The organism is Marinomonas aquiplantarum, assembly GCF_003314975.1.
Taxonomy (GTDB): domain Bacteria; phylum Pseudomonadota; class Gammaproteobacteria; order Pseudomonadales; family Marinomonadaceae; genus Marinomonas; species Marinomonas aquiplantarum.
The window spans coordinates 176,635-201,719 of the sequence record NZ_QNRF01000001.1; the positions used below are offsets into that span (position 1 = coordinate 176,635).

Below are 25,085 nucleotides of genomic sequence, written 5' to 3' on the forward strand. Positions count from 1 at the left end.
CAGGCAACTCAATGGCAACACATTTAAGCGCGGCGCAAGCCCGACCGAAACACAAACGAGTACTCCCAGGCTTAGGTTTAAGTTTGGGTACGTCGTTGCTGTTTATCAGTTTGATCATGCTGCTCCCTATGACGGGATTAATCATGCAATCTGTCGACATGGGGTGGGATGAATATTGGTACGTCATCACCAATGAACGAGTGGTTGCCAGTTATAAGGTCACACTGTGGGCAGCGTTTTTTGCGTCTATTTTTAACGGACTTTTTGGTTTGTTATTAGCCTGGGTATTGGTGCGTTACGAATTCCCAGGGCGGCGTGTTCTCGATGCCCTCGTGGACTTACCTTTTGCGTTACCGACCGCCGTCGCCGGTATTACGCTAGCAACCCTGTACTCACAAAATGGTTGGTACGGTGATCTATTGGCGAGTCTTGGTATCAAAGTCGCTTACACCCCTGTCGGCATTATTCTCGCCATGGCCTTTACCAGCATTCCGTTTGTTGTTCGTACTGTTCAACCAGTTTTAGAAGAGCTCTCACCAGAAGAGGAAGAAGCAGGAATGACACTGGGTGCATCGGATTGGGCGGTGTTTCGACGGGTCATTTTTCCGGCATTATGGCCCGCCCTCATGACCGGGATTGCGTTATCTTTTACTCGTAGCCTTGGTGAATTTGGTGCGGTTATTTTCATTGCTGGCAATATGCCGTATGTCAGCGAAATTACCTCTTTGATGATCTTTGTTAGCTTACAAGAGTTTGATTTTCCAGCGGCCAGCGCCATCGCCTCTGTGGTCTTGATGGCTTCTTTGGTTTTATTGTTCGCCATTAACGTTTGGCAGGCACGTTATTTACGTCGCCTCCATGGTCGATAGGGAGTCCTACTATGTCGAATCGCTCAGGACAAGCTCATCAATTAAGAGTCGGTGATCGCCCTCTTATCAAATACACGCTGATTGGCATCACCTTGTTGCTGACCATACTGCTATTGGTCGTGCCGCTGATCAGCATCTTTCAACAAGCATTAGTGGAAGGCGTTGGTCACTATTTTGCCAGTTTGCTTGAAGGCGATACCTTGCATGCTATAGGTTTAACCTTATTCGTTGCCTTACTTACTGTACCGATCAATCTGGTATTTGGCGTTATGTTGGCTTGGTCTGTCACCCGCTTTGAATTTCCAGGTCGAAAGCTTCTCATGACCTTAATGGACATCCCTTTCGCGGTGTCACCTGTGGTGGCAGGCTTACTGTATCTATTGTTGTATGGCAATAATGGCTGGATCGGTTCTTGGCTTTACGACCAAGATATTCAATTGATGTTTGCTTGGCCCGGCATTGTTATGGTCACGGTTTTTGTTACTTGCCCATTTGTTGCTCGGGAACTCATTCCACTGATGCAACAACAGGGTCGAGAAGACGAAGAAGCGGCCGTTATTTTAGGCGCTTCTGGCTGGCAACTCTTTCGTCGAGTCACCTTACCAAACATTAAATGGGCGCTCATTTACGGTGTCATTCTAACCAATGCCCGTGCGGTGGGTGAATTTGGTGCTGTCTCCGTAGTGTCGGGGAATATTCGCGGTGAAACCAACACCTTACCATTGCATGTGCAATTGCAGTATGAGGATTACCAGGCGGCCGCAGCGTTTGCCAGTGCCTCGTTATTAGCCTTGATCGCTTTGATCACGTTATTGTTTAAAGCTTACATTGAATGGCGCCAAGAAAAACTTATGCACCATGAATCAGACCAAGAAAAGCAGGTAGCAAAATGAGCATTCTGATTGACAATATTTCCAAACACTTCGGTTCATTTCAGGCCTTATCCCCTTTATCATTAGACATTAATGAAGGTGAAATGATTGGCCTGCTGGGTCCATCCGGTTCTGGTAAAACCACTCTATTGCGTATTATTGCCGGACTGGAAGGTGCAGATTCAGGCCGCATTCAATTTGGTGACCGCGATGTCACCAATCTGCATGTCCGTGACCGTCGAGTGGGCTTTGTATTCCAAAACTATGCTCTGTTCCGTCACATGACCGTCGCCGATAATGTGGCGTTTGGCTTAGAGGTGTTACCCAAGTCGAAGCGTCCTGATGCCGCCACCATTCGCAAACGCGTCATGCATTTGCTGGACATGGTACAACTTGGTCATCTAGCACAACGCTTCCCATCACAACTTTCTGGGGGACAAAAACAACGTATTGCCTTGGCCAGAGCATTGGCTACACAGCCTGAGGTTTTACTGTTAGACGAACCTTTTGGCGCCTTGGATGCAAAAGTGCGAAAAGAACTACGTCGCTGGTTGCGCGGTTTACATGATGAATTAGGGTTTACCAGCGTGTTTGTTACTCACGATCAAGAAGAAGCTTTAGAGCTATCGGATCGAGTTGTAGTGATGAGCAACGGTCACATCGAACAAATCGATCAACCAGGCGACCTATATGCCTCACCAAACAGCCGTTTTGTGTTTGATTTTCTTGGCAATGCTAACGTTTTTGATGCGCAGTTTAGTCATGGCAAATGGCAGAACGATGTGGCCAGCCTTCAGCTACCTAATGAAGCCCCAAAAACAGCTGGGCAGATATACCTGCGTTCGCATGAATTCCATGTTTCTTCCGTCGCGACAGAGCAGGCATTCCTACCATTGAAAGTGGTCGCTATTAACCTAATCGGTGCTGAAGTGAGACTGGAACTGACACCAATTGACTGGCGCAGTGACAACATTTGGGAAGTGGATTTACCTCACAAAGCTTTTGATAAGCACTGCTTCGAAAAAGGTCAAACCGTTTTTGTGACACCAAAAGCAGGCTACTTTTTCGCCAATGGTCAGAAAACGCCACAACCCGTATACTGGTAGCTTCAAAATGGTTTCACTCTAAGGTAGGACACAATGCAAGCCGCTATTTTTGATATGGACGGACTGTTAATTCACTCTGAGCCCTTTTGGAAGCAAGCGGAACAGGCTGTGTTTTCTGCCTTAGGCGTACCAATAACGCCTCAAGAGACCGATCTTACCGCCGCCATGACCACGCAACAAGTCACCGAGTACTGGTATCAAAAATACCCATGGGCAGGTCATTCTCAGCAGGAAGTAGAGCAAAGAGTCATTAATCAGGTTAGCCATCTTATCCAACACCAAGGTGAAGCAATGGCTGGCGTACGATACACGCTGCAATCCTTAGCTTCAAAAGGCGTGAAAATCGCGTTAGCCACCAACTCCCCCAAAAGCATCATTCCTTTTGTATTTGAACGTCTAGACATTGGCCATTTCTTTTTGACTTACAGCTCAGCCGATGAAGTGGAATATGGTAAACCCAACCCCGATATATACTTGCTCACCTTGTCTAAACTCGGAGTAAGAGCGCAAGATTGCCTCTCATTTGAAGACTCAGTCGGGGGCATCAAAGCCTCTCTTGCCGCAGGCATAAAAAGCATCGCAATCCCTCATTCACATGAATTTGACGATGAGAAGTTTAATATTGCCTCACACAAATTGCGCAGCTTATCGGAGTTTGATTATTCTCTAGGCAGACAGTTGCTGTCTGCTTAAGGCATCATCAGAGCGACATCAAACTGCGAATATGACAAAAGGCAGCGCGCCCTAAAGCATCAATATTATAGCCGCCTTCCAACACAGAAACGATGCGACCATCACAATGGCGTTCAGCAGCGTCACGAAGCTTTTCCGTAATCCAAGTAAAATCGGTTTCATCCAACCTTAACTGCCCCATTGGATCTTCTTTATGGGCGTCAAAGCCTGCGGAGATCATAATTAACTGTGGTTTGAAGTCGTCAAGAGCAGGGATTAGCTGATCCAAGATCACTTGCCGAAAAGCCGCACCATTTGAACCCGCTTCAAGTGGCATGTGCAGAATATTGTCATGGGACGCACCAGGATCGCTGTAAGGATAAAAAGGATGCTGATAGCTGGAAGCGTATAAAACTCGTTGATCTTGTTTGAAAATGTCCTCAGTCCCATTGCCATGATGGACATCAAAATCAACAATGGCGATTCGCTCTAAGTCGTATTGAGTCGTCGCGTACCTTGCTCCCACAGCAATGTTATTGAACAAACAAAAGCCCATCGCCTTCTCAAACTCGGCATGATGACCTGGCGGACGAACGGCGCAAAACGCATTATCAACTTGTTGCGTCATCACCATATCCACCGCTTTCACCACCGCACCCGCAGCGTATAAAGATGCCTCTAAAGTATGTGGCATCATAATCGTCTCAGCTTCCAACTCCACATGCCCTTCCTCTGGGGCACGAGCAAAAATGGAGTCTACATAGTCAGCTTGATGAGTCGCAGCCAGCTGCTCTCGTGTCGCTATTGGCGCTTCTATATGACGTAAAAAATCCATCAACTGACCATTGATCAAACGATTCTGAATGGCTCCCAAACGCTGAGGAGACTCGGGGTGATCTGCGCCCATATTGTGTTTGTCACACTGATAATGAGTTATGTAGGCCGTTGTCATGTGGATCCAAATTGAAATAATGGTTGTTAAATACACTTGCTTTATATCAAGCCACATTCACATTAAAGTCGTCTACCCTACCATAGTCTACAATTCTTACTTTCGTTATGTATGCTATTGTTTAGTGAAGACACGAATCAGTTAATTGGCATCAAAAAGGATACCTAGGTTGCTGATCCTCTATATTCATACAGAGGTCAGCGTGCTTTTATTGGAAGCACGCTTCGCTATCCAACATTGAACATTAAGGCAAGGAGATAACACCGTGACTCAACACGCATTACAGCCGCTGCTTGCCCCTAAATCCATGGTTATACTCACTGGTGACGACCCTGATAATGCGTTATTGCTGGCATTATTGAACTCATTATCTCAAGCACCAAAATCCTGCCCTGTTTATTTAGTCGGTGTGGCTCCCAGCCAGTCCTATGATTTTCCTCATAGTGCGTCTTTAAGCGAACTAACGGCAACCGTCGACCTTGCCGTATTAGTCGGTCATTACCCTAATACCAACATGCAAGATATTATTGCTGCCTGCGGCAAAGCCAATATTCACTCTTTGTTAATGCTGTCATGGACAGACACCTCAGCAGATGAACTCACAGAAGCTCTTCGCGAACACAATGTGCGCCTACTCGGTCCAAATAGCTTTGGCGTATGTCGACCTAAACAAGGCGTCTTTGCGTGGTTAGGCTTAACCCAACCTTTGAGTGGCAAACTTGCCCTTATGTCACAGTCCGGTACGGTCGCCAGCGCCTTAGTAGACTGGGCCAGCTGGCAAGGCATTGGGTTTTCACAAGTCGTCGCTATGGGATCACCGGTTGATGTGATGCCCTCACAGGTCTTAGATTACTTATCTCGAGATTTCGATAGCCAAGCCATCTTGATGTACCTACAAAAGATTGGTCGCCCGACACGCTTCCTTAGCAGCTTAAGAGCCACAGGGCGAAGCAAGCCTGTGGCGGTAGTCACAGAACATGCCATCGGCGCAGATCAACGGGTTTTGGATGCCGCTCTTAGTCGTACAGGTGCCGTTCGCGGTAGACGTTTGAACGATCTAATTGCCGCCGCCTCGGTGATGACCAATGCAAGGCGTGTCAAAGAAGGCTCTCTGCTCATCATAGGAAACGGCGCAGGGCCTGGAGAACTGGCGGCTCAGCGCGCGATGGAGTTAGGCATTGATCTACTGACACCAGAAGGGCCACTCCAACAACAACTTGAACAGACTATGGCAGGCCGCGGTGGCATTGGCACCGTCACCACGGTTTGGGCCAGTAGCGCAACCGACCTGTTTATTAATCTCGCCGCAAATGCTCTCAATAATGAAGCCTGTGGAGCGGTATTACTGACCTTAAGCCCAACCGCATTAATCGACATTGATTCACTGTATGAGCTAATTACGCAACTGCATCGTCAACAGAAAAAACTGGTCATGGTCTGTTTGCTCGGTGGTGGTGGCATGACGAAAATGCGAACACGCATTAATGAAGCCGGCATTCCGACCTTTAGAACCCCTGAAACTGCGATCGAAGGTTTTCAATTTCTCGTCCAATTTCAACGCAACCAGCTGTTGGCCAAACAGGCTGCTGACAGCCACGCTTTTCGTTTTAAAATAGACGTGAATCAAGCCAGTAAACAACTCACCAAGCTCCACAAGCGTCAGTCGACAAATCTGGCCTTAGAGGATCTAAAAGACATTTTTGAACTCTTTCATATTCGGCTGACAACAAGACGACAAGCCCACCAGCTGCTGGCGGCGCCTTTACACATACGAGTATTTCAAGACCCGGTATTTGGACCGGCCATTGGTTTAGCGTTGGAAGGGGCGCAACAACACCAACAAGCCGAAGCCGTTGCCTTGCCGCCACTGAATACCCTACTGGCAAAAGACCTAATCCAAAGAGCCTTACCCAATGAGACATCCTATGAATTAGAAGGCTTATTGCGCAACCTATCCACTCTTGTCTGTGAACTACCTGAGATTGACCATTTAGATTTCGCAGATGTTCGACTTCATGATAGTGGCAGTCTATATGCCGATGTCAGCGCCAGTTTGAAAAACAGCCAACACCTACGACGCTACGAACATCTGGCCATTCAGCCCTATCCTAGACAATGGGTTAGCGAGCTGTCACTTAAGAACGGCGAACAAGCGACTGTTCGTCCAGTGCTTCCAAGAGACTCAGGTATCCTCGCGGATTTTGTGCGAAACATGTCTCATGAAACCCGCTACTTCCGCTTTATCTCAAACATTGAAGAACTCACGCCGCGAATGCTGGCGACCATGTCACACATAGATTACGACCGAGAAATGGCTTTGCTTGCGGTTATTAGCCGAAACGACTCAGACCTACTGATTGGAACCGCTCGCTATATTGATAACTTTGACGACCAAAGCTGTGAATTCGCGGTTGTTTTAGGAGACGAATTCCAAGGCCTAGGATTAGCCTCCTACCTGATGCGACAACTGTTTCTCGTGGCCTATGACAAAGGCTTAAACGTCATGAAAGGCATTGTCTTGGCAGAAAACAAACGCATGATTCAATTCTGTAAACACCTAGGCTTCCAGATTCAAAGAGACCCAGATGACATCAGCCAAGTCATTGCCACCATCAAGCTCACGAAAACCCTCATCAAAGACATAGGTTTTTGATAGAGAGCCCCTGCAACACCATTGCGAACCAAACATTACAACGACCAAAATTTAGCAATGTTTAATCGTTTCAATTGGAAAGACTCAGTAGATTAGATCTGAGGAAAGCACTACTCTTCATAAAAGGGCGGCTTTCTTAATCATGGTGCCCAGAGACGGAATCGAACCGCCGACACGAGGATTTTCAATTATTACACTGGTCAACCAGTATTTAAAAGTGCTTAATTATTTGTGTTTTACTGGGGTTTTAATTTTAAATAATGAGCAGCTATGGATAGTTTTTAGTTAACCTTTTGTTCACCTTGTTCAACTTATTGTTCACTTTTTTCGGATCTTATTTGAGTAAAGGTTGCAGGCTGTTGGCTTGTTCTTGGGCCTTGGTGGCACTTTGGGTGTAGTTAGACGCTTGCAAAGGGGGGGTCGTGACGCTGGCGCCACCTGGGTCAGTCCAAGTGTAGTTGTGAGTATGCGCTGAGGCGACGTTGGCCAGTTCATAGACGGTATTCATCAGCTCCAACAAGAGTTGGTAGATGTTGGTGGATTCGTCTCCCACGTGGTGTTTTTGGGCAATGATTTCTCTTAGTTTGCCTATGCGCTGAGTCAGGTTTTCGGTGATGTCTGCCGAGACGTTTCGCCCTTTGCTTTGCCAGTCGTTGTTTTGATCCACTTGCAGGTAGGCGTCTTCGGATTGTTGCCAGCGTTGGTCGGTTTCCGCCATATTCGGTAAGGTGAGTCCATGAGGCAAAATGGTGCGAATAAAGGGATGGGCTGGTGATCCATAGGCGAACGCCAGTTCCACTAAGGTGCCAACACTGGGTTTGGCCCATAGGCCACGTTGCATGCCGCCTGCCGGTACAGGCAAGAGCACATCGCTAATCACGGGGATGTCCTTGTCGGGTTCGCCGTTGTGTTTGAGGACTTGTACCGAGACGGCGTAAACTGGTGTGTCTTCGCTGGCGGTTTCGCCAGCCAACGGAGTGCCGATGTCGGTTACGCTGGCCCAGATGGGGAGATGCCAACCGCTGGCAAGTTCTGGGTATTTCCTTTGCAGTATACGGGTTAGGGTTTTTTCCATGAGATCACCATTTTTGAGTCAATCAAGCGTACTTGATGAAGACGCTTGCCATTAATTTGGTAGCCCGCTCTTAAACCTGGGATGGCGAGCAGTTCGGCACTTTTCGTCGCAAGCTGTTTGTCCAGTATGTCATACGGTACGCTGATCGGGCTATTGGACCAGTGTCCGTCTTGCCAGGCCCCCACAAACACCGAACCATCGCGCTTTTGCATCCAGGTGAAGTCAGGGATAGCAAACACCTTGGCCAGACTGTTCAATAAATGAAAGCCACTTCCCGTATTAACGAAATGAGCCACTTGTTGTTGGCTGTAGGAGGCTTGTTTCGCCCAGGTAAAGTCTAGGCCCGTTTGCTCTTTCACCGCGTTTAGTACGTCCGCCAAGGTGGCATGGCGTAAGGCCATGGGCACGGACATTTCCAACAAGTTGGATTTTTCCCGACAAAATAGACTTTGGGTACTTTGGCTGGCGGCCACGGAATTTTCTACGTAGCCATAGAAGTGACCGTGCTGCTGTTTACCATTAATGGAAAAGGAAAAGTACACTAGTCCACTTAATGCCGTGTCGCTTTGTACCACGAAACTGGCACGACCGGGGCGCGAATCATCGAGACAAATGTCGTGCGAAACCAGCGGCACACGCTCACCATTGATGGTCAATTGAAAGTCGTACTTCATATTATGATCCGTTTTCGTTGGCTAGGCTGCCATCCAAATGGCTAAGCAGTTTATCCAGCCAAGTTGTGTTGTTTTGCGAGTCATCGGCCGTGGCTTGATCGGCGGCGGCCAAGTTGCTGTCGCTTTGCTCAAGACGTTGGCTTTCGATTTTTTCCGAGGTGGAAAGGTGTTCAAGCAAGGTAAAGTTCACACTCCAAGCGTGGCTGCCCTCCATCTCTTGAGCGGCAACGCGATCTGTAAAGCGCACTTGTCGCACGCCAAAGGCGCTGGCGGTTTGGTTGTCTATGTTGTACACAGTACGTTTTCCCGTGTCTGAGTCCGTCGCACTGCTGAGCAGCAGAATAGTCGAGAGCACATCGGCGTCTTCGTATTTGATGTTTAATGACACCTTGAGGCGTTTTGGCTTGAAGCCTTTTTCGGCGGTCGCCGTTGACGAGCTTTGTCCCGACAGGTCGTCTTCGGGTAATGCCAGTTCACAGGCAACCTTGAGGCCATAACCTGTGATGGTGGTGTCGTTGAGAATCAGTGCAATCATAAAAATTCCTCTTTAAAGTCGGGTTTTGCCGTAATAGGCGAGGTTGCGGGGGCGGGTTTCATTGCCGCCAGTATTATTTGTCTTCGAGTAAGCTGTGCCATCTTTTAAATTATCTGGCCCCTGTACTGCTGATCCATAATCACTGGTAACTGAACTTGGGAAAGAATGATGATGACTTCTAAATTCATCCCCCTGCCAACTCGCAAACCCTCGCCCTGCATCCACACCACGACCGCCGTCATGCATACGGATAAACTCGCCACCCACTATGGGCAAGGTGAAGGTGGTAGAACCATCCCCATCGCCGTAATAACCACCGTAGGTCACAGGGTCCGCGTCTTTTGTTGCTTGAGCAATGAAGTTGGACGAGGCTTGGGCAATGGCAAAGGCAATCGGATGGCTGGTGCGACTTAGGGTCGAGCCGTCCAAGGCGTATTCGCCGGGACGCAATACGTCCACGGTATCGATCCACAATTTGGTGATGTCCAGCACGTCATTGCCGGTTAAGGGGTTGACCTGTTTGGCGATGTAAAAGCCGTCGTTAAAAAAACGTACGGTCAGTAACGCCGAGACAAAAACTTGTTTCCCTGTGGTGACCCCCCGCAATGGCAAGGGCGCTAAGCCATCGATTTGAATGGTCACTGCGCCACTGTTGGTGTGCGCCACTTCAAAAGTAAATTCATCGTATTGGCTGAGTGCCGTTACAGGATTGCGACTGTCTAGGCTGGTCAGCACTATGGCATTGTCCGTCCCCGACACGGCAAAGCCCCGTTTCAACTGATATTGCGGATGCGGGTTGGCCTTGGCTTCGTGTTTAGCGACATTGTCGTAAATGACCCTGTGGTCAATAATGCCGCCGTTAGCGTCAATGGATGCAAGCTTGCTGACATAATGGGCGATGCCATTGCTGTCCACATAATCACTTAAAGCTTCTGCTTCCATTTGCACTTGTATTTGACTGACCGTGGCTTTGTCCGACATGTCCCCTTGCAAGCTAACATCAAGCCAGACGGAGCAAGGCAAGTCGCTGACGGATAGAGTTTCCTCTTCAGTCAATTGAGTGCGAATGCCACCCACATAACCCACGCCCGCTTGCAGCTGGTATTGGTTGTTTTCTTTAATGACTTGATAGGCCCCGTCCAAGAAGCTGGCTTGTCCGTACAAGTCTAGATTCGACAAACGTTCTCGCTCGTCCATGCCGTTGAAGCGAGTGGAAAAGTCCAGCTGCCAAGTTTGAGCTGGCACATTGGTTCCGGTGACGTTTTGAATACCGGAGTACTTTAATAAGAAGTTACGGGCTATGGTATTGCCTTCCACCCCTTCGGCGCTTTTGCGTTTGTCGATGGGCGTGATGTGCGCCACGGCGATCAGCACGCCTTCCTCGTCCACCAAGCCAATCCAGTTAAAAGTGAAGTCCCCTATGGTGGAGTCCATGATCAAGGAATACACCACTTGATTGGGGTTAACGTAACCGCGCTTAGTAACCGAACGAATATCAACAATGCTTTCTTCGCTTGGCAATACCGCGTCGCGATCGCTGGGCTCTGCGCCCAAATTCGGTACATTGGCCAAGACGAAATGGCGGACATTTAAGTGCAGCCCATTTCCTTGTTTGTTGGCGATTTGTGCTTCGCCGGCTTGCGTGAGAAAAGACATGCTATCTTCCTGATCTGTTATACGGTTTTTCGACTGACTATTTTTTTCAGTTGCCCCAGCACTTTTTGGGATTTGGTCGGCGTGGGCTCATCTTCTAAAACAGGGGCTTCCAACAAAGCGTCTGTTGGCAGATCTTTACCAAGGGATTCAATGGTGTGCTGACTGCCATCGGCCAACCAATACTGGGTGCCGATCTTATCAATGACGTAATGCCACTGGCCTTCTTTGAAAAAACGTTGATGACCGGCTTTTTCCTCGATCAATGCCACGTCGGTGGCAAACGCTGGAACCAGATAGTCGCCTGTGACTGGGTCTTGGCGCGCTTCTATGTCCCCTTGGTAAAGAGGGAATTCTGCTCCCAATTGAAACTTGTGTAATTGCATCATGACTCCTGTTTAATGGCTCTTGTCTAATGAAGACGGTTTTTTAAAGGCGAGTTTTGCCGTAATAAGCGAGGTTGCGGGGGCGGGTTTCATTGCCGCCTGTTGAAGCCGTTACTTTTGTATATGGTTGACCACGATAGTAATCGTCAACTGATAGAGGATTAGCCCCTGGATTCATATCACTTGCGCTACCCACTGTAAAATTATGAGAATGAGCCTTTATCTGATCTCCCTGCCAGCTCGCAAAACCACGCCCTGTATCCACTCCACGACCACCGTCGTGCATACGGATAAACTCACCACCCACTATGGGTAAAGAAATACTGGTGGAACCGTCGCTTTCGTCCGTGTAGCCATAAAAGCCCGCATAAGACTGAATGTTGGCGTTTTTGGTCGACTGAGTGATGCAGTTGGACGAGGCACGAATCAAGGCCACCGCAATAGGGTGGTTTTTGCTGTTAATTACCGAGCCATCCAGCGCATATTCGCCGGGGCGAAGTATGTCCAAGGTGTCGATCCACAGCTTGCCGATGTCCGTGATCGCATTACCGGTTTTCGGGTTGATTTGTGATTCTAAGTAAAAGGCTCCCGCCAGATAGCGCAGGGTCACACAAGCCCCCGCCAGTAGCTGATTGGCAGCACTGACTCCCACCAGACTCAAGGCATCCAAATCGTCTATTTGAATCGTCACAGCGGCAGTGTTGGTCGCCGACAAAACAAACGAAAAACACTGATGATCTGCTAAATGAGAGACAGGGTTGGTGCCCGCCACACTGCTCAATACGATCTCATTGGCCGAGCCACTGATGCTAAAGCTTTGTTTGCTCTGGTATTGCGGATGCGGATCCGCTTTGGCTTCATGTTCGCTCAAGGCTTGTTGCGCAAAAGCCAAGGTCGCCGCGCATTGCTCATCGGTATACTCAAAATATTGCGGATGCGGGTTGGCCTTGGCTTCGTGCTGAGCCACGTTGTCGTAAATGACTCTGTAATCAGTTATCTCGCCGTTGGTGTCGATTGCGGCCAATTTGCTGACATAATGGACGATGCTATTGCTGTCGACATAATCGCTGCTCACAAAATCACTTGAGGCCTCGGTTTGCACTTGTATTTGGCTGACCGTGACCTTGTCCGATACATCCCCTTGCAAGCTGACGTCGAGCCAAACGGAGCAAGGTAAGTCACTGACGGCTAAGCTTTCTTGTTCGGCCAATTTAGTACGAATGCCACCCACGTAACCCACGCCCGCTTGCAGCTGGTATTGGTTGTTTTCTTTAATGACTTGATAGGCCCCGTCCAAGAAGCTGGCTTGTCCGTACAAATCCAAGTTGGACAAACGTTCTCGCTCGTCCATGCCGTTAAAACGAGTGGAAAAGTCCAACTGCCAGGTGTCGGCTGGCACATTCGCACCAGTGACATTTTGAATGCCGGTATACTTAAGTAAGAAATTACGAGCGATAGTGTTGCCTTCCACCCCTTCGGCGCTTTTGCGCTTTTCAATCGGGGTAATGTGCGCCACTGCGATCAGCACGTCTTCCTCGTCCACCAAGCCGATCCAATTGAAGCGGAAGTCGCCTATGGTGGAATCCATAATCAAGGAATACACCACTTGATTTGGGTTCACATAAGCGTGCTTCGAATAGGGCAAGGTCTGCACTATCTGCTCGTCACTGGGCAAACTCGCCACGCGATCACTGGGTTCCGCGCCCAAATTCGGCACATGGGCCAGCACAAAGTGGCTGACGGTCATGCGAGTCGCGTTGCCTTGTTTATTGGCTATTTGCGCTTCGCCGGCTTGTGTGAGAAAAGACATTAGGCCTCCGCCTCTTCGTCTGTCTCGCTCGTACTTGAGTCTGTAGTCGATTCGGAATCTGCGTCTTGGTCTTCTTCCGTTGCGCTGTCATCCGCCGTTTCAGTCGTTTCTGCCGTATCAGAATAGGCTTCTAAATCTAACTGCCAATAAGCGTCGTCCGTGACATCAATGTCCAGCAAATCTTCACGAGCCAATAAGGCTTCTAATGCCACCAAATGAGCGACTATCCATTGTTTGCAAGCGAATTGCTCTGCGGCAGTGTACAAACCAAGAGAGACATTCGTCTGACCAATACGGTTCCATTTAGCGTCAATGCGCCTTGTGCATTCATCATTGGCGAGTGCGGTTTGGGCTTCTAAGGTCACTGGTGCTTCTGGCTCGGTTAATAACGCCCAATCGGGTAGATTTCCCCCTAGCTCACTGATTTCGTAAGCATTTCCTTCCTCGTCCCAATAGGCGGTGCCGCGCAAATCCACACAGCTTTGCCAAGCACCTGCTTGTTCCTCTTGTTTCCATACGGCCACTTGATCTTCGTCCACACCAATCGGCGCTTCAAAGGTGGCGTGAGCGGGTAATAACCAATGATCTGGCGTTAAGGGATCCGGATCCGCATAGACTTCCCCAAGGTATTCGCCGGTTTGTGCATCATATGCGTAAGCAACTTTGTCTGTTGTCTGGTCTGTCATGGAGTCCATCCTTTAGTATTTGATGTAAGCGGCGAGTGCTATGTTGCGAGGGCGGGTTTCATTGCCACCAGCTGCTGCAGTCTTTGTGGTGTAAAAAGAACTACTCCCATCTTCAGATCCTGCAGAGCCTCCCCCCCTAGCATTTTCTCTAGTGAAATTATGAGTATGTGACCTAAATTCATCCGCCTGCCAGCTCCCAAACCCACGACCAGAATCCACGCCTCGCCCTTCGTCCCAACCACGGACAAACTCACCGCGTAAATCCGGCACATTAAAAGTAGACGAGCCATTACCCGCACCGTAACGGGTGCCAATCTTGCTAAACAAGGCCGCATACGTGGTACGAGAAATGGCCGCGCCATTGGCTTTAATGAAACCGACCGGCGCAGATGAAGAGGCAAAAAAGTGAATACTGCCAATAAAGTCGCCGACAAATTCTTTGGCTTGCGCTAAGGCCGCATCGGCTTGCTGATCAGCGTATTGTTGAGCCGCATTAACTTGTTGCTCGGCGCTCTCCCGAGCGGCAGTCACTTGCTCATCGGTATACTCTTTCGCTGAAGCAAGCGCTGCGTTGCTTTTACGCGTTGCATCGCCTTTGGCGGTCGTTAAGGCCGTTGAGGTTTTACTGTCGGTATAGGTTTTGTATTGAGGATGCGGGTCTTCTTTCGCTTCGTGCTGAGCCACATTTTCGTAGATAAACCGTGTGTCTATGATGTCACCATCGGCTGAAATATCGGCCAATTTGGTACGATAGTAAGTCACGCCATTGGCATCTTGTGTTTCCGCTTCTGGCGCATCCGTTTGCACCAACAATGACGTCACTGGTTTTCTATCCGCGATGTCGCCTTGCAAACTGGCTTCTAACCATACGCTCGTGGGTAAGGACTCTGGAGATACGCTCTTAGGCTCATTGTTTTGTACGCGAATCCCGCCCACGTAACCTGTTCCCGCTGAGACCTGGTATTGACCATCCGCCTCAATCACAGACCAAGCCTCACCGAGGAAGCTGCCCTGAGCATACAAGTCATAATTGGACTGACGCTCACGTTCATCCACCCCTAAAAAGCGCTCAGTAAAGTCCAGTTGCCAGGTTTCCGCTGGCACGGTCGCCGCCGTCACTTTTTGAATGCCGGTGTACTTCAGCAAGAAATTACGCGAAATGGTGTTGCCGCGTTTATTGCCTTTGGTTTTACGCTTGCCGATGGTGGTAATGTAGGCCGTGGCGATCAGTACGTTTTCGTCGTCCACCAGACCGATCCAGTTAAAGTCGTAATCCCCCACGGTGGCGTCTAACACCACGGAATAAACCACTTGATTTTCATTGACGTAGGCGACTTTTAAATACGGCTGGGTATCCACTATGTGTTCGACCGCGGGAAGTGATTCCACCCTGTCTGCTGGCTCTTCGCCCAATTCCGGCAAATAAGCAAAGACAAAATGTGTAATATTGACACGGCCGCCACTGGCCTGTTTATTGGCGATTTGCGCTTCGCCGGTGCGGGTTAAAAATGACATTGAAATGCTTCCTTTTGCTGCTTATGCGCTGGCCACATCAAGTGCCCACTGGCAACCAAATTCCCCTAGGTGAATGTCGATATCGATGTCATTCACCACGGTCAATTGGTAACGACGACAGGTGCGCCCATAGGTTTGAATAATGTAATTGAGCAGATCTGTGTTACTGGCGATTTGCGAGTCGGTGAGCAACAAGGCAATGGCATCCCAGTTCACTTCGTCTTCTCGCTCGACCACTTCCATTTCACCAATACCGAGACGATCAAACACTTCCACCAAGCCTGTGGTTGAGCCCGCTTCCATGGCGTTTTTTTCGGCGTACATGACGCGACGACGAAACATGTCGTCCGGCTCATCCGTAAAGCGATCAATGTCCGCTTGATAGGCGTAGTACTTGAGCAATAAATGGCTGCAGGTTTCTGGATCCATTTGCGCTAAGGGTGTTTTTACCCAGCCTTCGACTTTATTCCACCAAGCGGCAAAAGCGTTTTGCAGCTTCTGCGCTTGATCGCCTCGACGAATCCATACTGGCAGTTGATACCTAGGAGCCATGCTTAACCCTCCACAATGCTGATGCTGTTCAGGGTGGGAATCGACAATTCAGAGACAATGCTGTTGAGGTTAAACTCCACGTCTTCCAAGCCATCAAATAAGTCGAAAATTTCCCCCGCCAACTGAGTAAAAGAGAAGCGCGAATAAGGCTGTGTCTTGGTCATGTCGTAAGCGGAATTACCACGAAAAGCCGCATAAATGGCGTTGTAAACGCCTTTCTTTATGGTTTCTTTTTCCACATCTAACAAGGTGTCAGAGAAGTAGAGAGTCGCGGTGACATCGTGTTTGGTTTCCGGCATGGCGTACGCCACAATGTCGTCACCGTGACCGTGATAACCCTCTTCTGATAACTGACGATTAATGGTTTCCAAGTAACTTTCGGCCGGTGCATTTAGGTCAAATAAGATAAAGGCATTGGCCGTTCCTGGGCCACGTGGGGCATTGTGCTCCAGCCAGATTTGGTCGGTTTTTACCCCCGCCCAAGAGGAAATCAAATACTTGTATACACCGTCTGTGTGGTAATGGCTCAGGGTGTTAAACGAGTTACGAATGCGCAGACGATAGGATTCCAAGTCTTCCAGATCGGCGCCCACTTGATCGATCCAGTTTTCCGGGTTCGTTACCGTCACACCGGTCAGATCACAATGGGCAAAATAGCCTTTTTCCAAGTTGTACGCTGTCGCCGCTTGCTCTGACGTCACCGCGGCAATGACACCGGATTGGTCTTCTTCAATCACGGCTTCTGCGTCTGTTATCACACGATAAATCGTGTTGTTGATTAAATCTGTGTACACCTCAGTGCCGGCTGGGATGACGATTTCACCCTCTAGATCGGCACGACTGAAGACCACACGACCCTTGAGAAACTGAGCCTCTTTACGCGTGCAGTTGTAGCGATCGCCCCATAACTCAATAAAAGCCTCGCTGACCGTGGATAAGAAGAATTGTGGCATCACATAGTTCGCCAAGGCGTCCACCAACCAATTCACCGGTTTGGTTGCAATGCTGCTGATCACGCGCCAAAACGGGCTGTAAATGGAGTTGTTATAAATGGTTGAGCCGGATTCGGTGACCGTATCGGTAAATTCGCTGGTCAACTCGTCTTCCGTCGTTGGCACACCGGCGTCAATCAGTACTTGTTTAAAATCACTCATAGGGAAACCTCTATGTATTCACCGTCAATGGTTTGTGCGACACAGGTCAACACGTCGTCGTTTAATTCCACACTGGCGGTGCCAGGATAAATACGGGAATCGTTTTCAATTTCTAATTCAATGACCTTGGCAGCCGCCGTCAAAGACACCCGGTTACGCTCGCCCACCATCAAGATGGCGTACCCTTTTTCACGCATCATGTGGCGTAAGTCCTGCGCAACGCAGTCTGACAAAGACACCAATTCCGGTTCCCCTAAGCCAGACAACACCAGGTCATCGTTTTGGATTAATAGATCGATACTTGCCATTAGCCTGCCACCATCTCAATTTCATACATTAGGTCTTCACCGCGCACGCCATTGCTGTGGTTGTGCACTTCAATCTTGTCGACTTGGGTGGACTTCTGCTGACCACCGAATTGCTGGCTGATGCTCTGCATCACATTGTCCTGACTGGACGCCGTTAAGGTGTCGTTGCCCGGCAAAGCCACTTGCTGATTCATGGCTTGCTGTTCGATTACCGATTTCTCGATGGCTTCTTTCGACTCATCCTCGTCACCAAATGAGAAGCCAAAAATACCGGCAAACTTTTTGATGCCTTTGCTGATGGACTCAAACGGATTAAGCGACATCAACCAGGCCTTAAAGTCTTGCCACCATTGAGGAATCTTATCGAACACGGACAACAGGCCATCGACCACTTGGATGACGGCATAAAGCGGGAAAAACGCGCTTTGTAAGAAGCTGTTTTCCGCAAAGAGCGCTTTGATCCATTGCCACGCAGACGCAATGGCTGAGAAAGGATTGAGACCTGACAACCATTCGCTGAACTCCGCCCACCAAGTGCGGATGGGCTCAAAGATGTTGGCGCTGGCGAAACTCATCAGACCATCAAAAAAGCGTCCAACGGCCGCGGTGACTTGATCCCAATAGACAATCAAACCGACAATCGCCGCACCTAAGGCCATTATGCCCACGACCACCCAGGTTATCGGGTTGACCAGCAAGGCCGTACTGAAGGCAAACAAGGCCGGTAAGGTCGACATCACAGCGACACGTAACAGGCCAAAAAAGCTCACCACACTGGCGCGTAATACAGCAAACAATCCGTTAAAGGCTTTTTTCAGGCCATTGAGTAACTTATTGATGCCGGAAATATTGGCGTTCACCTCGATTTGAGGTTCGATATTCAAAGTCGGTTTTATATTCAGCGTCGGTGTAATGTTTAATGTCGGCGTAATATTCAGCGTTGGAACAATATTAAGCTCTGGCTTGATATTCACCTTTGGCGTCACATTTAACTGAGGCGTAATGTCGGTGACTTTTGGCGCCACTTTTAGCTCTGGCGTCAAGGTAAACGACTTGGTAATGCTCAACTGAGGCGTTACCTGAACCTTAGGCGTCAGACTAATACTGGACGACATTTTTAGTGACGGCGTCACGTCAACTTGTGGGTTTACCGCCATCTTTGGCAAAGGCTGCCATGTGGGCTGAACCAAGATCTGCCAGGTAACTTGCACCTCGCTCTTTAATTTGGCCAGCAACTCGTCCATTAATACAGACAATGACTGACTTTGAATTTGTACGGAATCCAATGCCCCACGGGCAAGTGAAGACACCGTTTGGACGCGCTTCTGTAACGCGCTGGTCACGCCTTGAATGCGCTGCAACAGCGCCAAGGTTTGCTGTAGTTCTTCCAGTGAGTTCATATTATTTACCCGTCAAGGCTTTGGCGATGCCACGCGCAATCGCGGCACTGGTTCGTTCCAGCTCGCGCTCTTCTAACCAAAGGGCGCGGCCGAGGTGTTCTGGCTGGTCGTCCGCGAAGGGCAACCAGCGTTGGCGGAGTGTTACGAGTTGCTCGTAGCCATTGCGTCGGCAGAATTCGAGTTGCTCGTTTGCAGCTTTACCACTTCAGGTAAATCACTGGTGAAGGCTTCTGTTAGCTCTCCTACTAGGTCCATTACCAACTTGGCTTGTGGTTGATTTTCTTCGTCCACCAGGAGGTCTTTTAAGGTCGCACGCTGCTTGATGTCGACGGTTGCCGTTAGCAGGTTGAACGCGCTTTGTACACTCTTACCGCTGGCCATACGGTCAACAAACTTGTTGTATTCACCATTGGTGACTTTGAATTCAAATGCTTCAGTACCCACACCCAATGCGATCACTTGCGCCATGTCTTATCTCCTTAAGGAAGCTGTATATTCAGTGTTTTGATTCGTAGACTTTTTTGAATAACTCTTCGATCTTGCTTTCTAAACGCAATCCAAGGTCATTGATTTCATTCTTGTGAGCGTATTTTTCTGCCGCATCCAATTTGTGCTGCATCAAGGCGCGCTCATTCGCCGCGGTACGTTTAAAGAGGAAGGTCAAAAAGGTAGCCAACCCAGCCGTCACCGAGGACAACAAAAACATGACGACCGTCATGGTTGCTTGCGACAATTCCATGCCCTCTCCTATTGTTGTTTGGTAAATTGCCCAGACACTTCGTTGAGAATGTCTTTGGCCGCTTGTTCTATTTTTTGCGCGTCGTTTTCCAGACCACCTTCGAGCAGCAATACTAGGTTGTCATCCACCATGGTATTGGTGGCTTTTGCCGCCAATTTGGCGAGCCAAATACCAAAGGTCTTGGTCAATAAACTCGCGCCAAGATTGCTCAAAATACCGAGAATGATGCTGTTCATGAAAAGGCCCTTCTCTGCCAACCATTAAGAAACACGCTTTGGCTGGGGTTATGTTCCACAATCGCCCGATAAACCTGCCAAGCTTGGTATTGCAAGCACGCATATAAGGCATCTTCCGTTTGCTGATTGAGCTTAGCTAGGCTCTGACTGCCTAAGATCCCGTCTTCCACCAGATGAGATTCGGTCAACAAGTCGTTCACCGCCCGCTGCACAATTAACGTGGCGGTTTTACCACGCATATTGACGAATAAATTCAGTAATTTGATGGCAATTTTTTCGCTCTGCACTTGCTCCAAGCGGTAATGCAACCAAAAATATTGACGATAAATCTGCGCCGCATCAGCTTTGCTCAGCTGCTGGATATCCAGCACATTGATGTGACCATCGCCATTAATGTCCCCGGCAAACGCGGGTAACTGCTTGATAAAGCGCAACGAAATGCCAAAGTGAGTGGCGCCACCAAGGTCCGCTTTGTGATCGACATAGCCGCCTTCGTGTTTTAGTACATCCGCCAGTGCCGCATTAAAGTGGTCCATGGTGACTCCTACTCATTTGGCTTATACGCCGAGTTTCTCGACGTGATCTTGATCAAGGTATGGCACACCATTGATTTCCACGAAACGGGAATCCGTTACGTCAAATGGAATCGTGTGTTCCAGTTTTTCACCGCCTTCACCGCCAGCTTCCAATACCTTGTTAATGCGCAATTTGCAGCCGTAAACGGCCACTTTGAATTCCTGATCCGCCGTGCTACCCATGCCGACAATGTCGGTGGTTTCTAAGGCTTGGAAAGAACCCGCAGCGCGCGCCGCTTCCAAAATCAGGTTGAAGTTTTCTGTGTCCAACGTCAGTTCACCGTTGGCGGTTACCGCGCCGCGCACCCAACCGTGTGTCACGCCGCGAGTCGAAGCTGGCTTAGAACCGTCTTCAATGTTGACCGTAAATTGCTTTACGTTGATAAGCGTTGTGCCAAACATGACATCAACGTCAGGACCTGTAATGTGCTGCATGCTATACCTCGCTGCTCAAGTTAAGTCCGATGTAGGCTTGAATTGCCTTTGGACTGTTGTAAGGACGTACCAAAAGCGCAATCGTCACGCTGGTGCGAGATGACCAGGAAATGGTCACATCGCCTTCTTCAGGACGTTTCACATCACCTGGCATGTAAATGCCGTTAGATACCACGCTTTTGCTCATGTCGATCATGGGGCGCATGAAGTAGGTTTGGTTGGCCGCAATCGATGCCGGCGTGCTGTTCATTTCACGGTTACCCACTTGTTTGATCGCCAATAAACGCACTTCGCGCTTCACACGATTAACCACACGTAGGTTTTCAATCACCGCATAATCACTGCCTTCGGCTGCCAAGGTCATACCATCTGAACAGTAGATACCGTCATAATCTGGGTACACTTGTGGTACTGTGCCGCGCGCATCGTTTAACGCTTTGGCGTGGCTCATGTTGAATTGCACGTCATCTTGATCAGAAGGTAACGATGAAATACCAACCAAAGCGCCAGTTTTGACACGCATTGGCGTATCCGCGATGGATACGTCTTCATTACACAAACGACCACACAGTGTGCCTAACCAGCCTGCGAAGACTTCTGGCACCAGCATGACATTTTCAGCTGCCACGCCGTCTTGTAGGGAATCGAATTCGGAGATGAAAGTTGCCCAAGTGGCGGAACCGTCCATCACTTCAGACGCTGCCATGAAGAACACCGCACGACCGTATTCGTTTTCCACGTCTTTGGCCGCGGCTGTCATGGCGTCCAATTCCGCTTGCTCGACCACGGCGTCAGTGATCACCACGGCTTCACACAACACATTGTTGTTCATGGCTTCTTCAAACGCGGTTTGCCATTCACCCGCGGCACCACGCGGCATCGCCACGCATGTCCAGTTGCTTCCCGCATTACTGCGCGCGGCGGCAATCGCCGTTTTCATTTTGCTGTTGTTAACACCTAATACCTCGTCCAAATCCGAAGATTGGTCGATATACAAAGTGCTGCCTGAGTTTTTGCCTGCATACCCGATGAAGAGAAACTGACGCTCAGGCGTCGAAAAATCACCACTTCCAGTATCAAGGCTGCTGACGCTTACTGTACCTAATGCCATGTTTTACCTGCCTTAGTTTGTTAATTAATGGCAACTACTGCTGCCGCTATTGCCCGCACCCATTGCGGATCACTGGTAAAGCGCTCTCGCTGTAACCGATTGGTTAGCACGCTTTGCGCTTCGTTATCCCTGTCATTCAGTGCCAGCAAGAGGCTCAAGCCATGTAATTGACTGATGTGTTGCCTGATCCATGTTTGACTAACAGGTCGTTTGTCTTTTGTTGTTGGGTCACGGCGTAGCTCTAACTGCTGCATAACCCGAGCTTGAATGCGTTTGCTGGGACGCATTGCCCATTGTTTTTGTTGCGCTATGGACGCTTGCAACCCGACTAAGCGCTGTTCATTGTTGGTTGTCGAGGAACTGACCATGTCATTGGATAGCACATAAAAATTTTCCAACCAGGAAGCTTGAGAGTTGCTCAACCAGCCGGTTCTCTGCCATAGCCATTGCCGTTGATGGCGCTTCCAATATTCCTGAATATCGTCCTGTAAATAACAATCACCATCGCCACTCACCCAGTTATCTGTTGCTAATTCACCCAACTCGTTGTTGCCCAGGTTGGCGAAAATGGCTTGTCGATTGTTTTTCCAAGCCTCATCTCGATAGGGCAAATAGCCAGCTCGGATTTTGCGTTGTCGTAATCGTTGGGCGCGATTGTGATGCCAATTTCTGCTGTTCGTTTGGCGGTATGAAAACGAGCCTTTTGCCGCCCATTTGGCGACTTCGCGGCTCAATTGCATCATGGCGCGGCGGTGTCGAGCTGGCGTCAGTCCCATCATGTGAAGATCAATAGTGCGAGCACTTTGTGCTCCCCAGTAGGCTGACAGCGCTTCACTCATCATTCTCAAGCGCCAAATTGACGTCAACCGAAGCCGACTCGGCCTCTAAATGATCCGCTTTTTCTAAGCGCCAAGATTGGCCGTTATAAGTCAAACCGCCACGGGTAGCCCGACTGATGTATACCGCTTCTTCAAATTCCAGAGACAGCTCTAAATCCGCATAGCGACTGCTCAACACATCCACGGCAATACTCGGATGAGGGTTGTTCAAGTCTGTGCGTTCGTCATTTTCTGCCAACCAAATCGCCACATGCGCAGTAAAGGTGTCAATTGAATTTGCTGAGTAGTTGTAGTTTTCCACCAAGAGCACGGCGCGATAGTGCGAACGGTGCAGCAGTACGCGCTCACCTTCGTCTTTCGCTCCCACTTTTAGGTTCACTTCTTCCACCCAACTGCTGAGCTGTCGTGAAGAGAACAAGTTTTGAGACGCTAAGTAATTCGCTAGCTGTGTCATTTTTTCCATCTTGGTGTCGCTCTTAACAATTCATTTTGGCGCTGATGGCGAGGCCATTCAGATCGATGATTTGACAATAGGCAGCAGAGGAAACCAGCACAAGAAGGGAGAATTTGATTCTTTTAGATCGCGATGAAATCGGTATTTTTCGGCATGCCCTTGGCCTGAAACACCGACTTATGGGACAAACATTGAGCAAGGTGTGACAAGCAAATGAGACTTTGCTAAAGTCTCTAAATTGAGCAAATATGCTTAATTGTTAGTAAAATATGTATATTTGCCAACTTATTCACAGGATCGCACCATGGCATTTCGTGTTCACTGCCCAAACTGCAATACCCCTACCGTTATTCTGTACAGCAATGAAATCACCAGAGACATAGACGGCATTTTTGCCAAGGACTTGTATTGCCAATGTCGCAACCCGGATTGCCTTGCCACTTCCGTGGTTAGGGTGTCACACAGTCATTATGTTCAACCCCCACGCCGTCATGTGTTAGACATGGCCAAACAATTGCTGAAACAAGAACAGCAACAAACCTTACCTTTAGGAGAACCCTTATGAGTTCAGCAAATGAAGCATTATTTGCCATTTTTGCCGCAGGAAGCGGCCTTAAGAGTCCTGCATTAGAGCAGGTACCAACACTGCAAAACCAGCTTAGCGATTTGGATCAATTATTTGTTAATGCAGGCACATCCCTCGCTCCAGAGATTCTCGATGAAACCCAAGTGTTGACCGAATTAGAAGCCGCGCAGCAGGCATTGAGCGTGAAACTACTGAACACTGGCACCACTTGTATCGACAGTATGATGCAGGCATTAGAAGCGCTACAAAGCCATGTATTAGACCGACTCGATAAGCTGTTTGAAGAATTCAGTGTGGCCTCAGCAATCCGCTCATTAAGCACCTATCAAGACCTACCAACGACCTTGCATAAGATTTCTGGTAGCACCTTGGGCGACGCCCAACCAACCTTGTCTGAGTGCACAATATTCATTGAAGAAGTGACGTCTGTGGTGGAAAATTTGGATGTCGTAGAGGTGACCTTGCTCACATTGACAGAATTTGATTTGCTGCTACAACAAGCACTCGATGAATTACTGCATTATGCCAATCAAATCACTTCACTCATTACCCAAGAAATTAGCGCTCTAAACACAATGTACAGTGACTACAAACAGCTTTCTAAAGCGGTTAGCGCTCAGCTTTTAGTGAATGATGAGAACCTATCCGGCTTTATTAACCAACTTGCTTCCGACGATTTGAAAGCCGCGTTAGCAAAATAAAAAACAAAAAAAACCGCTGTTTGAAGCAGCATGAAGGCCACTCAAACAGCGGTTTTTTTAGTCAATAGGATTAGCTTAAAAGCTGATCCACTCCCATCAAAGTGGCCAAGTTAACTAGCTTCTTAAAACCGTCTTTTTTATCCAAGCAAGCCCTTTTTTCAGTAAGAGACATACTGCAAGAGCAAACAACGAAACGACAACAGAAGAAATAAAGTAACTGATCCTATCTGTCGTTCTTCCCAATTCATCAAGATAAACACGCTGGTAAAAATACTGTTCATCTGTCGATTCACTGTCTGAAAAGATGCCATCGCCATTTAAGTCAAATGTATCGAGTTTCCATTCAAAATACTTTTCAATACCAAAAATAGGGAGATAAAAGAGGAAAAAGGAAATAAAAAAGCAAAATACCAAGCATATTGTTTTGCGAGGAAACCTCACAACTTTGAAATAATAAAAGCAAAATACCAAACAGACAGTCAATGATGCAATGAAACTGTGCTTATACATATCATTTATTAGCTGATAAATCATTTA

Annotated in this window: 29 protein-coding genes and 1 pseudogene; 7 read left to right on the forward strand and 23 right to left on the reverse strand. The window is 48.6% G+C overall.

The window, feature by feature from the left end:
* The first annotated feature begins 11 nt into the window (after positions 1-11).
* The 4 genes from cysT to hxpB are packed head-to-tail and all read left to right on the forward strand — an operon-like array spanning position 12 to position 3,540.
* A complete protein-coding gene (gene cysT, locus DFP76_RS00850) occupies positions 12-869 on the forward strand; it encodes a sulfate/thiosulfate ABC transporter permease CysT (RefSeq protein ID WP_113872795.1) in 858 nt (285 codons plus the stop codon).
* Positions 870-880: 11 nt separating this feature from the next.
* Positions 881-1,762 (forward strand): sulfate ABC transporter permease subunit CysW, encoded by an 882-nt coding sequence (gene cysW / locus DFP76_RS00855; RefSeq protein ID WP_113872796.1) that lies wholly within the window; start codon positions 881-883, stop codon positions 1,760-1,762.
* Positions 1,759-2,847, forward strand: a complete 1,089-nt coding sequence (locus tag DFP76_RS00860) for a sulfate/molybdate ABC transporter ATP-binding protein (protein WP_113872797.1) — start codon at positions 1,759-1,761, stop codon at positions 2,845-2,847. The genes cysW and DFP76_RS00860 overlap by 4 nt, the downstream gene beginning before the upstream one ends.
* A 33-nt stretch (positions 2,848-2,880) precedes the next feature.
* Positions 2,881-3,540: a hexitol phosphatase HxpB gene (gene hxpB / locus DFP76_RS00865; protein WP_113872798.1), complete on the forward strand. Its 660-nt coding sequence runs from the start codon at positions 2,881-2,883 to the stop codon at positions 3,538-3,540.
* A gap of 7 nt (positions 3,541-3,547) precedes the next feature.
* On the opposite strand, the gene DFP76_RS00870 is transcribed toward hxpB, so the two are convergent.
* Positions 3,548-4,471 carry a histone deacetylase family protein gene (locus DFP76_RS00870; protein WP_113873247.1) on the reverse strand — a complete coding sequence of 308 codons (924 nt, stop codon included), beginning with the start codon at positions 4,469-4,471 and terminating at the stop codon, positions 3,548-3,550.
* A 265-nt stretch (positions 4,472-4,736) separates the two neighbouring features.
* Between DFP76_RS00870 and DFP76_RS00875 the strand changes: the two genes are divergently transcribed.
* A complete protein-coding gene (locus DFP76_RS00875; RefSeq protein ID WP_113872799.1) occupies positions 4,737-7,124 on the forward strand; it encodes a bifunctional acetate--CoA ligase family protein/GNAT family N-acetyltransferase in 2,388 nt (795 codons plus the stop codon).
* 334 nt (positions 7,125-7,458) lie between these two features.
* Here the strand turns inward: DFP76_RS00875 and DFP76_RS00880 are convergent, their stop codons facing one another.
* The 21 genes and pseudogenes from DFP76_RS00880 to DFP76_RS00975 form a co-directional block, all read right to left on the reverse strand.
* Positions 7,459-8,199, reverse strand: coding sequence for a hypothetical protein (locus DFP76_RS00880; protein ID WP_113872800.1), 741 nt, complete (start codon positions 8,197-8,199; stop codon positions 7,459-7,461).
* Complete coding sequence (locus DFP76_RS00885; protein WP_113872801.1) at positions 8,184-8,873, reverse strand: hypothetical protein; 690 nt, start codon at positions 8,871-8,873, stop codon at positions 8,184-8,186. Before DFP76_RS00885 ends, DFP76_RS00880 begins: the two co-directional genes overlap by 16 nt.
* Before the next feature lies 1 nt (position 8,874).
* The gene (locus tag DFP76_RS00890) at positions 8,875-9,408 is read right to left on the reverse strand and encodes a baseplate complex protein (RefSeq protein WP_113872802.1); all 534 of its coding nucleotides are present in this window, start codon (positions 9,406-9,408) and stop codon (positions 8,875-8,877) included.
* 12 nt (positions 9,409-9,420) lie between these two features.
* Positions 9,421-11,064, reverse strand: a complete 1,644-nt coding sequence (locus DFP76_RS00895; RefSeq protein ID WP_113872803.1) for a phage tail protein — start codon at positions 11,062-11,064, stop codon at positions 9,421-9,423.
* A 17-nt stretch (positions 11,065-11,081) separates the two neighbouring features.
* Positions 11,082-11,450 (reverse strand): hypothetical protein, encoded by a 369-nt coding sequence (locus tag DFP76_RS00900; RefSeq protein ID WP_181799767.1) that lies wholly within the window; start codon positions 11,448-11,450, stop codon positions 11,082-11,084.
* A 40-nt stretch (positions 11,451-11,490) separates the two neighbouring features.
* Entirely contained in the window at positions 11,491-13,257 is a 1,767-nt protein-coding gene (locus tag DFP76_RS00905) for a phage tail-collar fiber domain-containing protein (RefSeq protein ID WP_113872805.1), read from the reverse strand.
* Complete coding sequence (locus DFP76_RS00910; protein ID WP_113872806.1) at positions 13,257-13,943, reverse strand: hypothetical protein; 687 nt, start codon at positions 13,941-13,943, stop codon at positions 13,257-13,259. The genes DFP76_RS00905 and DFP76_RS00910 overlap by 1 nt, the downstream gene beginning before the upstream one ends.
* Before the next feature lie 12 nt (positions 13,944-13,955).
* Complete coding sequence (locus tag DFP76_RS00915; RefSeq protein WP_113872807.1) at positions 13,956-15,458, reverse strand: phage tail-collar fiber domain-containing protein; 1,503 nt, start codon at positions 15,456-15,458, stop codon at positions 13,956-13,958.
* Between the two features lie 21 nt (positions 15,459-15,479).
* Positions 15,480-16,010, reverse strand: coding sequence for a phage tail protein (locus DFP76_RS00920; protein WP_113872808.1), 531 nt, complete (start codon positions 16,008-16,010; stop codon positions 15,480-15,482).
* Between the two features lie 2 nt (positions 16,011-16,012).
* Positions 16,013-17,164, reverse strand: coding sequence for a baseplate J/gp47 family protein (locus DFP76_RS00925; RefSeq protein ID WP_113872809.1), 1,152 nt, complete (start codon positions 17,162-17,164; stop codon positions 16,013-16,015).
* Complete coding sequence (locus DFP76_RS00930; RefSeq protein WP_113872810.1) at positions 17,161-17,472, reverse strand: DUF2590 family protein; 312 nt, start codon at positions 17,470-17,472, stop codon at positions 17,161-17,163. The genes DFP76_RS00925 and DFP76_RS00930 overlap by 4 nt, the downstream gene beginning before the upstream one ends.
* Positions 17,472-18,872, reverse strand: a complete 1,401-nt coding sequence (locus tag DFP76_RS00935; protein WP_113872811.1) for a hypothetical protein — start codon at positions 18,870-18,872, stop codon at positions 17,472-17,474. The genes DFP76_RS00930 and DFP76_RS00935 overlap by 1 nt, the downstream gene beginning before the upstream one ends.
* A 1-nt stretch (position 18,873) precedes the next feature.
* Positions 18,874-18,999: pseudogene (locus DFP76_RS18320) on the reverse strand (DUF6890 family protein); the annotation flags it as partial.
* A gap of 14 nt (positions 19,000-19,013) precedes the next feature.
* Positions 19,014-19,340: a putative phage tail assembly chaperone gene (locus DFP76_RS00940; protein WP_113872812.1), complete on the reverse strand. Its 327-nt coding sequence runs from the start codon at positions 19,338-19,340 to the stop codon at positions 19,014-19,016.
* Between the two features lie 28 nt (positions 19,341-19,368).
* Positions 19,369-19,611: a hypothetical protein gene (locus DFP76_RS00945; RefSeq protein ID WP_113872813.1), complete on the reverse strand. Its 243-nt coding sequence runs from the start codon at positions 19,609-19,611 to the stop codon at positions 19,369-19,371.
* 8 nt (positions 19,612-19,619) lie between these two features.
* Complete coding sequence (locus tag DFP76_RS00950; protein WP_113872814.1) at positions 19,620-19,847, reverse strand: hypothetical protein; 228 nt, start codon at positions 19,845-19,847, stop codon at positions 19,620-19,622.
* The gene (locus DFP76_RS00955; RefSeq protein WP_113872815.1) at positions 19,844-20,383 is read right to left on the reverse strand and encodes a glycoside hydrolase family 108 protein; all 540 of its coding nucleotides are present in this window, start codon (positions 20,381-20,383) and stop codon (positions 19,844-19,846) included. Before DFP76_RS00955 ends, DFP76_RS00950 begins: the two co-directional genes overlap by 4 nt.
* A gap of 21 nt (positions 20,384-20,404) precedes the next feature.
* Complete coding sequence (locus DFP76_RS00960; RefSeq protein WP_113872816.1) at positions 20,405-20,857, reverse strand: phage protein; 453 nt, start codon at positions 20,855-20,857, stop codon at positions 20,405-20,407.
* Between the two features lies 1 nt (position 20,858).
* Entirely contained in the window at positions 20,859-21,968 is a 1,110-nt protein-coding gene (locus DFP76_RS00965) for a DUF2586 domain-containing protein (protein ID WP_113872817.1), read from the reverse strand.
* 20 nt (positions 21,969-21,988) lie between these two features.
* The gene (locus tag DFP76_RS00970; protein WP_113872818.1) at positions 21,989-22,810 is read right to left on the reverse strand and encodes a hypothetical protein; all 822 of its coding nucleotides are present in this window, start codon (positions 22,808-22,810) and stop codon (positions 21,989-21,991) included.
* A complete protein-coding gene (locus DFP76_RS00975; RefSeq protein WP_113872819.1) occupies positions 22,800-23,270 on the reverse strand; it encodes a phage tail protein in 471 nt (156 codons plus the stop codon). Before DFP76_RS00975 ends, DFP76_RS00970 begins: the two co-directional genes overlap by 11 nt.
* 295 nt (positions 23,271-23,565) lie before the next feature.
* Between DFP76_RS00975 and DFP76_RS00980 the strand changes: the two genes are divergently transcribed.
* The gene (locus DFP76_RS00980; protein WP_113872820.1) at positions 23,566-23,826 is read left to right on the forward strand and encodes an ogr/Delta-like zinc finger family protein; all 261 of its coding nucleotides are present in this window, start codon (positions 23,566-23,568) and stop codon (positions 23,824-23,826) included.
* Entirely contained in the window at positions 23,823-24,548 is a 726-nt protein-coding gene (locus DFP76_RS00985; RefSeq protein ID WP_113872821.1) for a DUF7217 family protein, read from the forward strand. Before DFP76_RS00980 ends, DFP76_RS00985 begins: the two co-directional genes overlap by 4 nt.
* 114 nt (positions 24,549-24,662) lie before the next feature.
* Here the strand turns inward: DFP76_RS00985 and DFP76_RS00990 are convergent, their stop codons facing one another.
* Positions 24,663-25,082, reverse strand: a complete 420-nt coding sequence (locus DFP76_RS00990) for a hypothetical protein (protein ID WP_113872822.1) — start codon at positions 25,080-25,082, stop codon at positions 24,663-24,665.
* Positions 25,083-25,085: the final 3 nt, after the last annotated feature.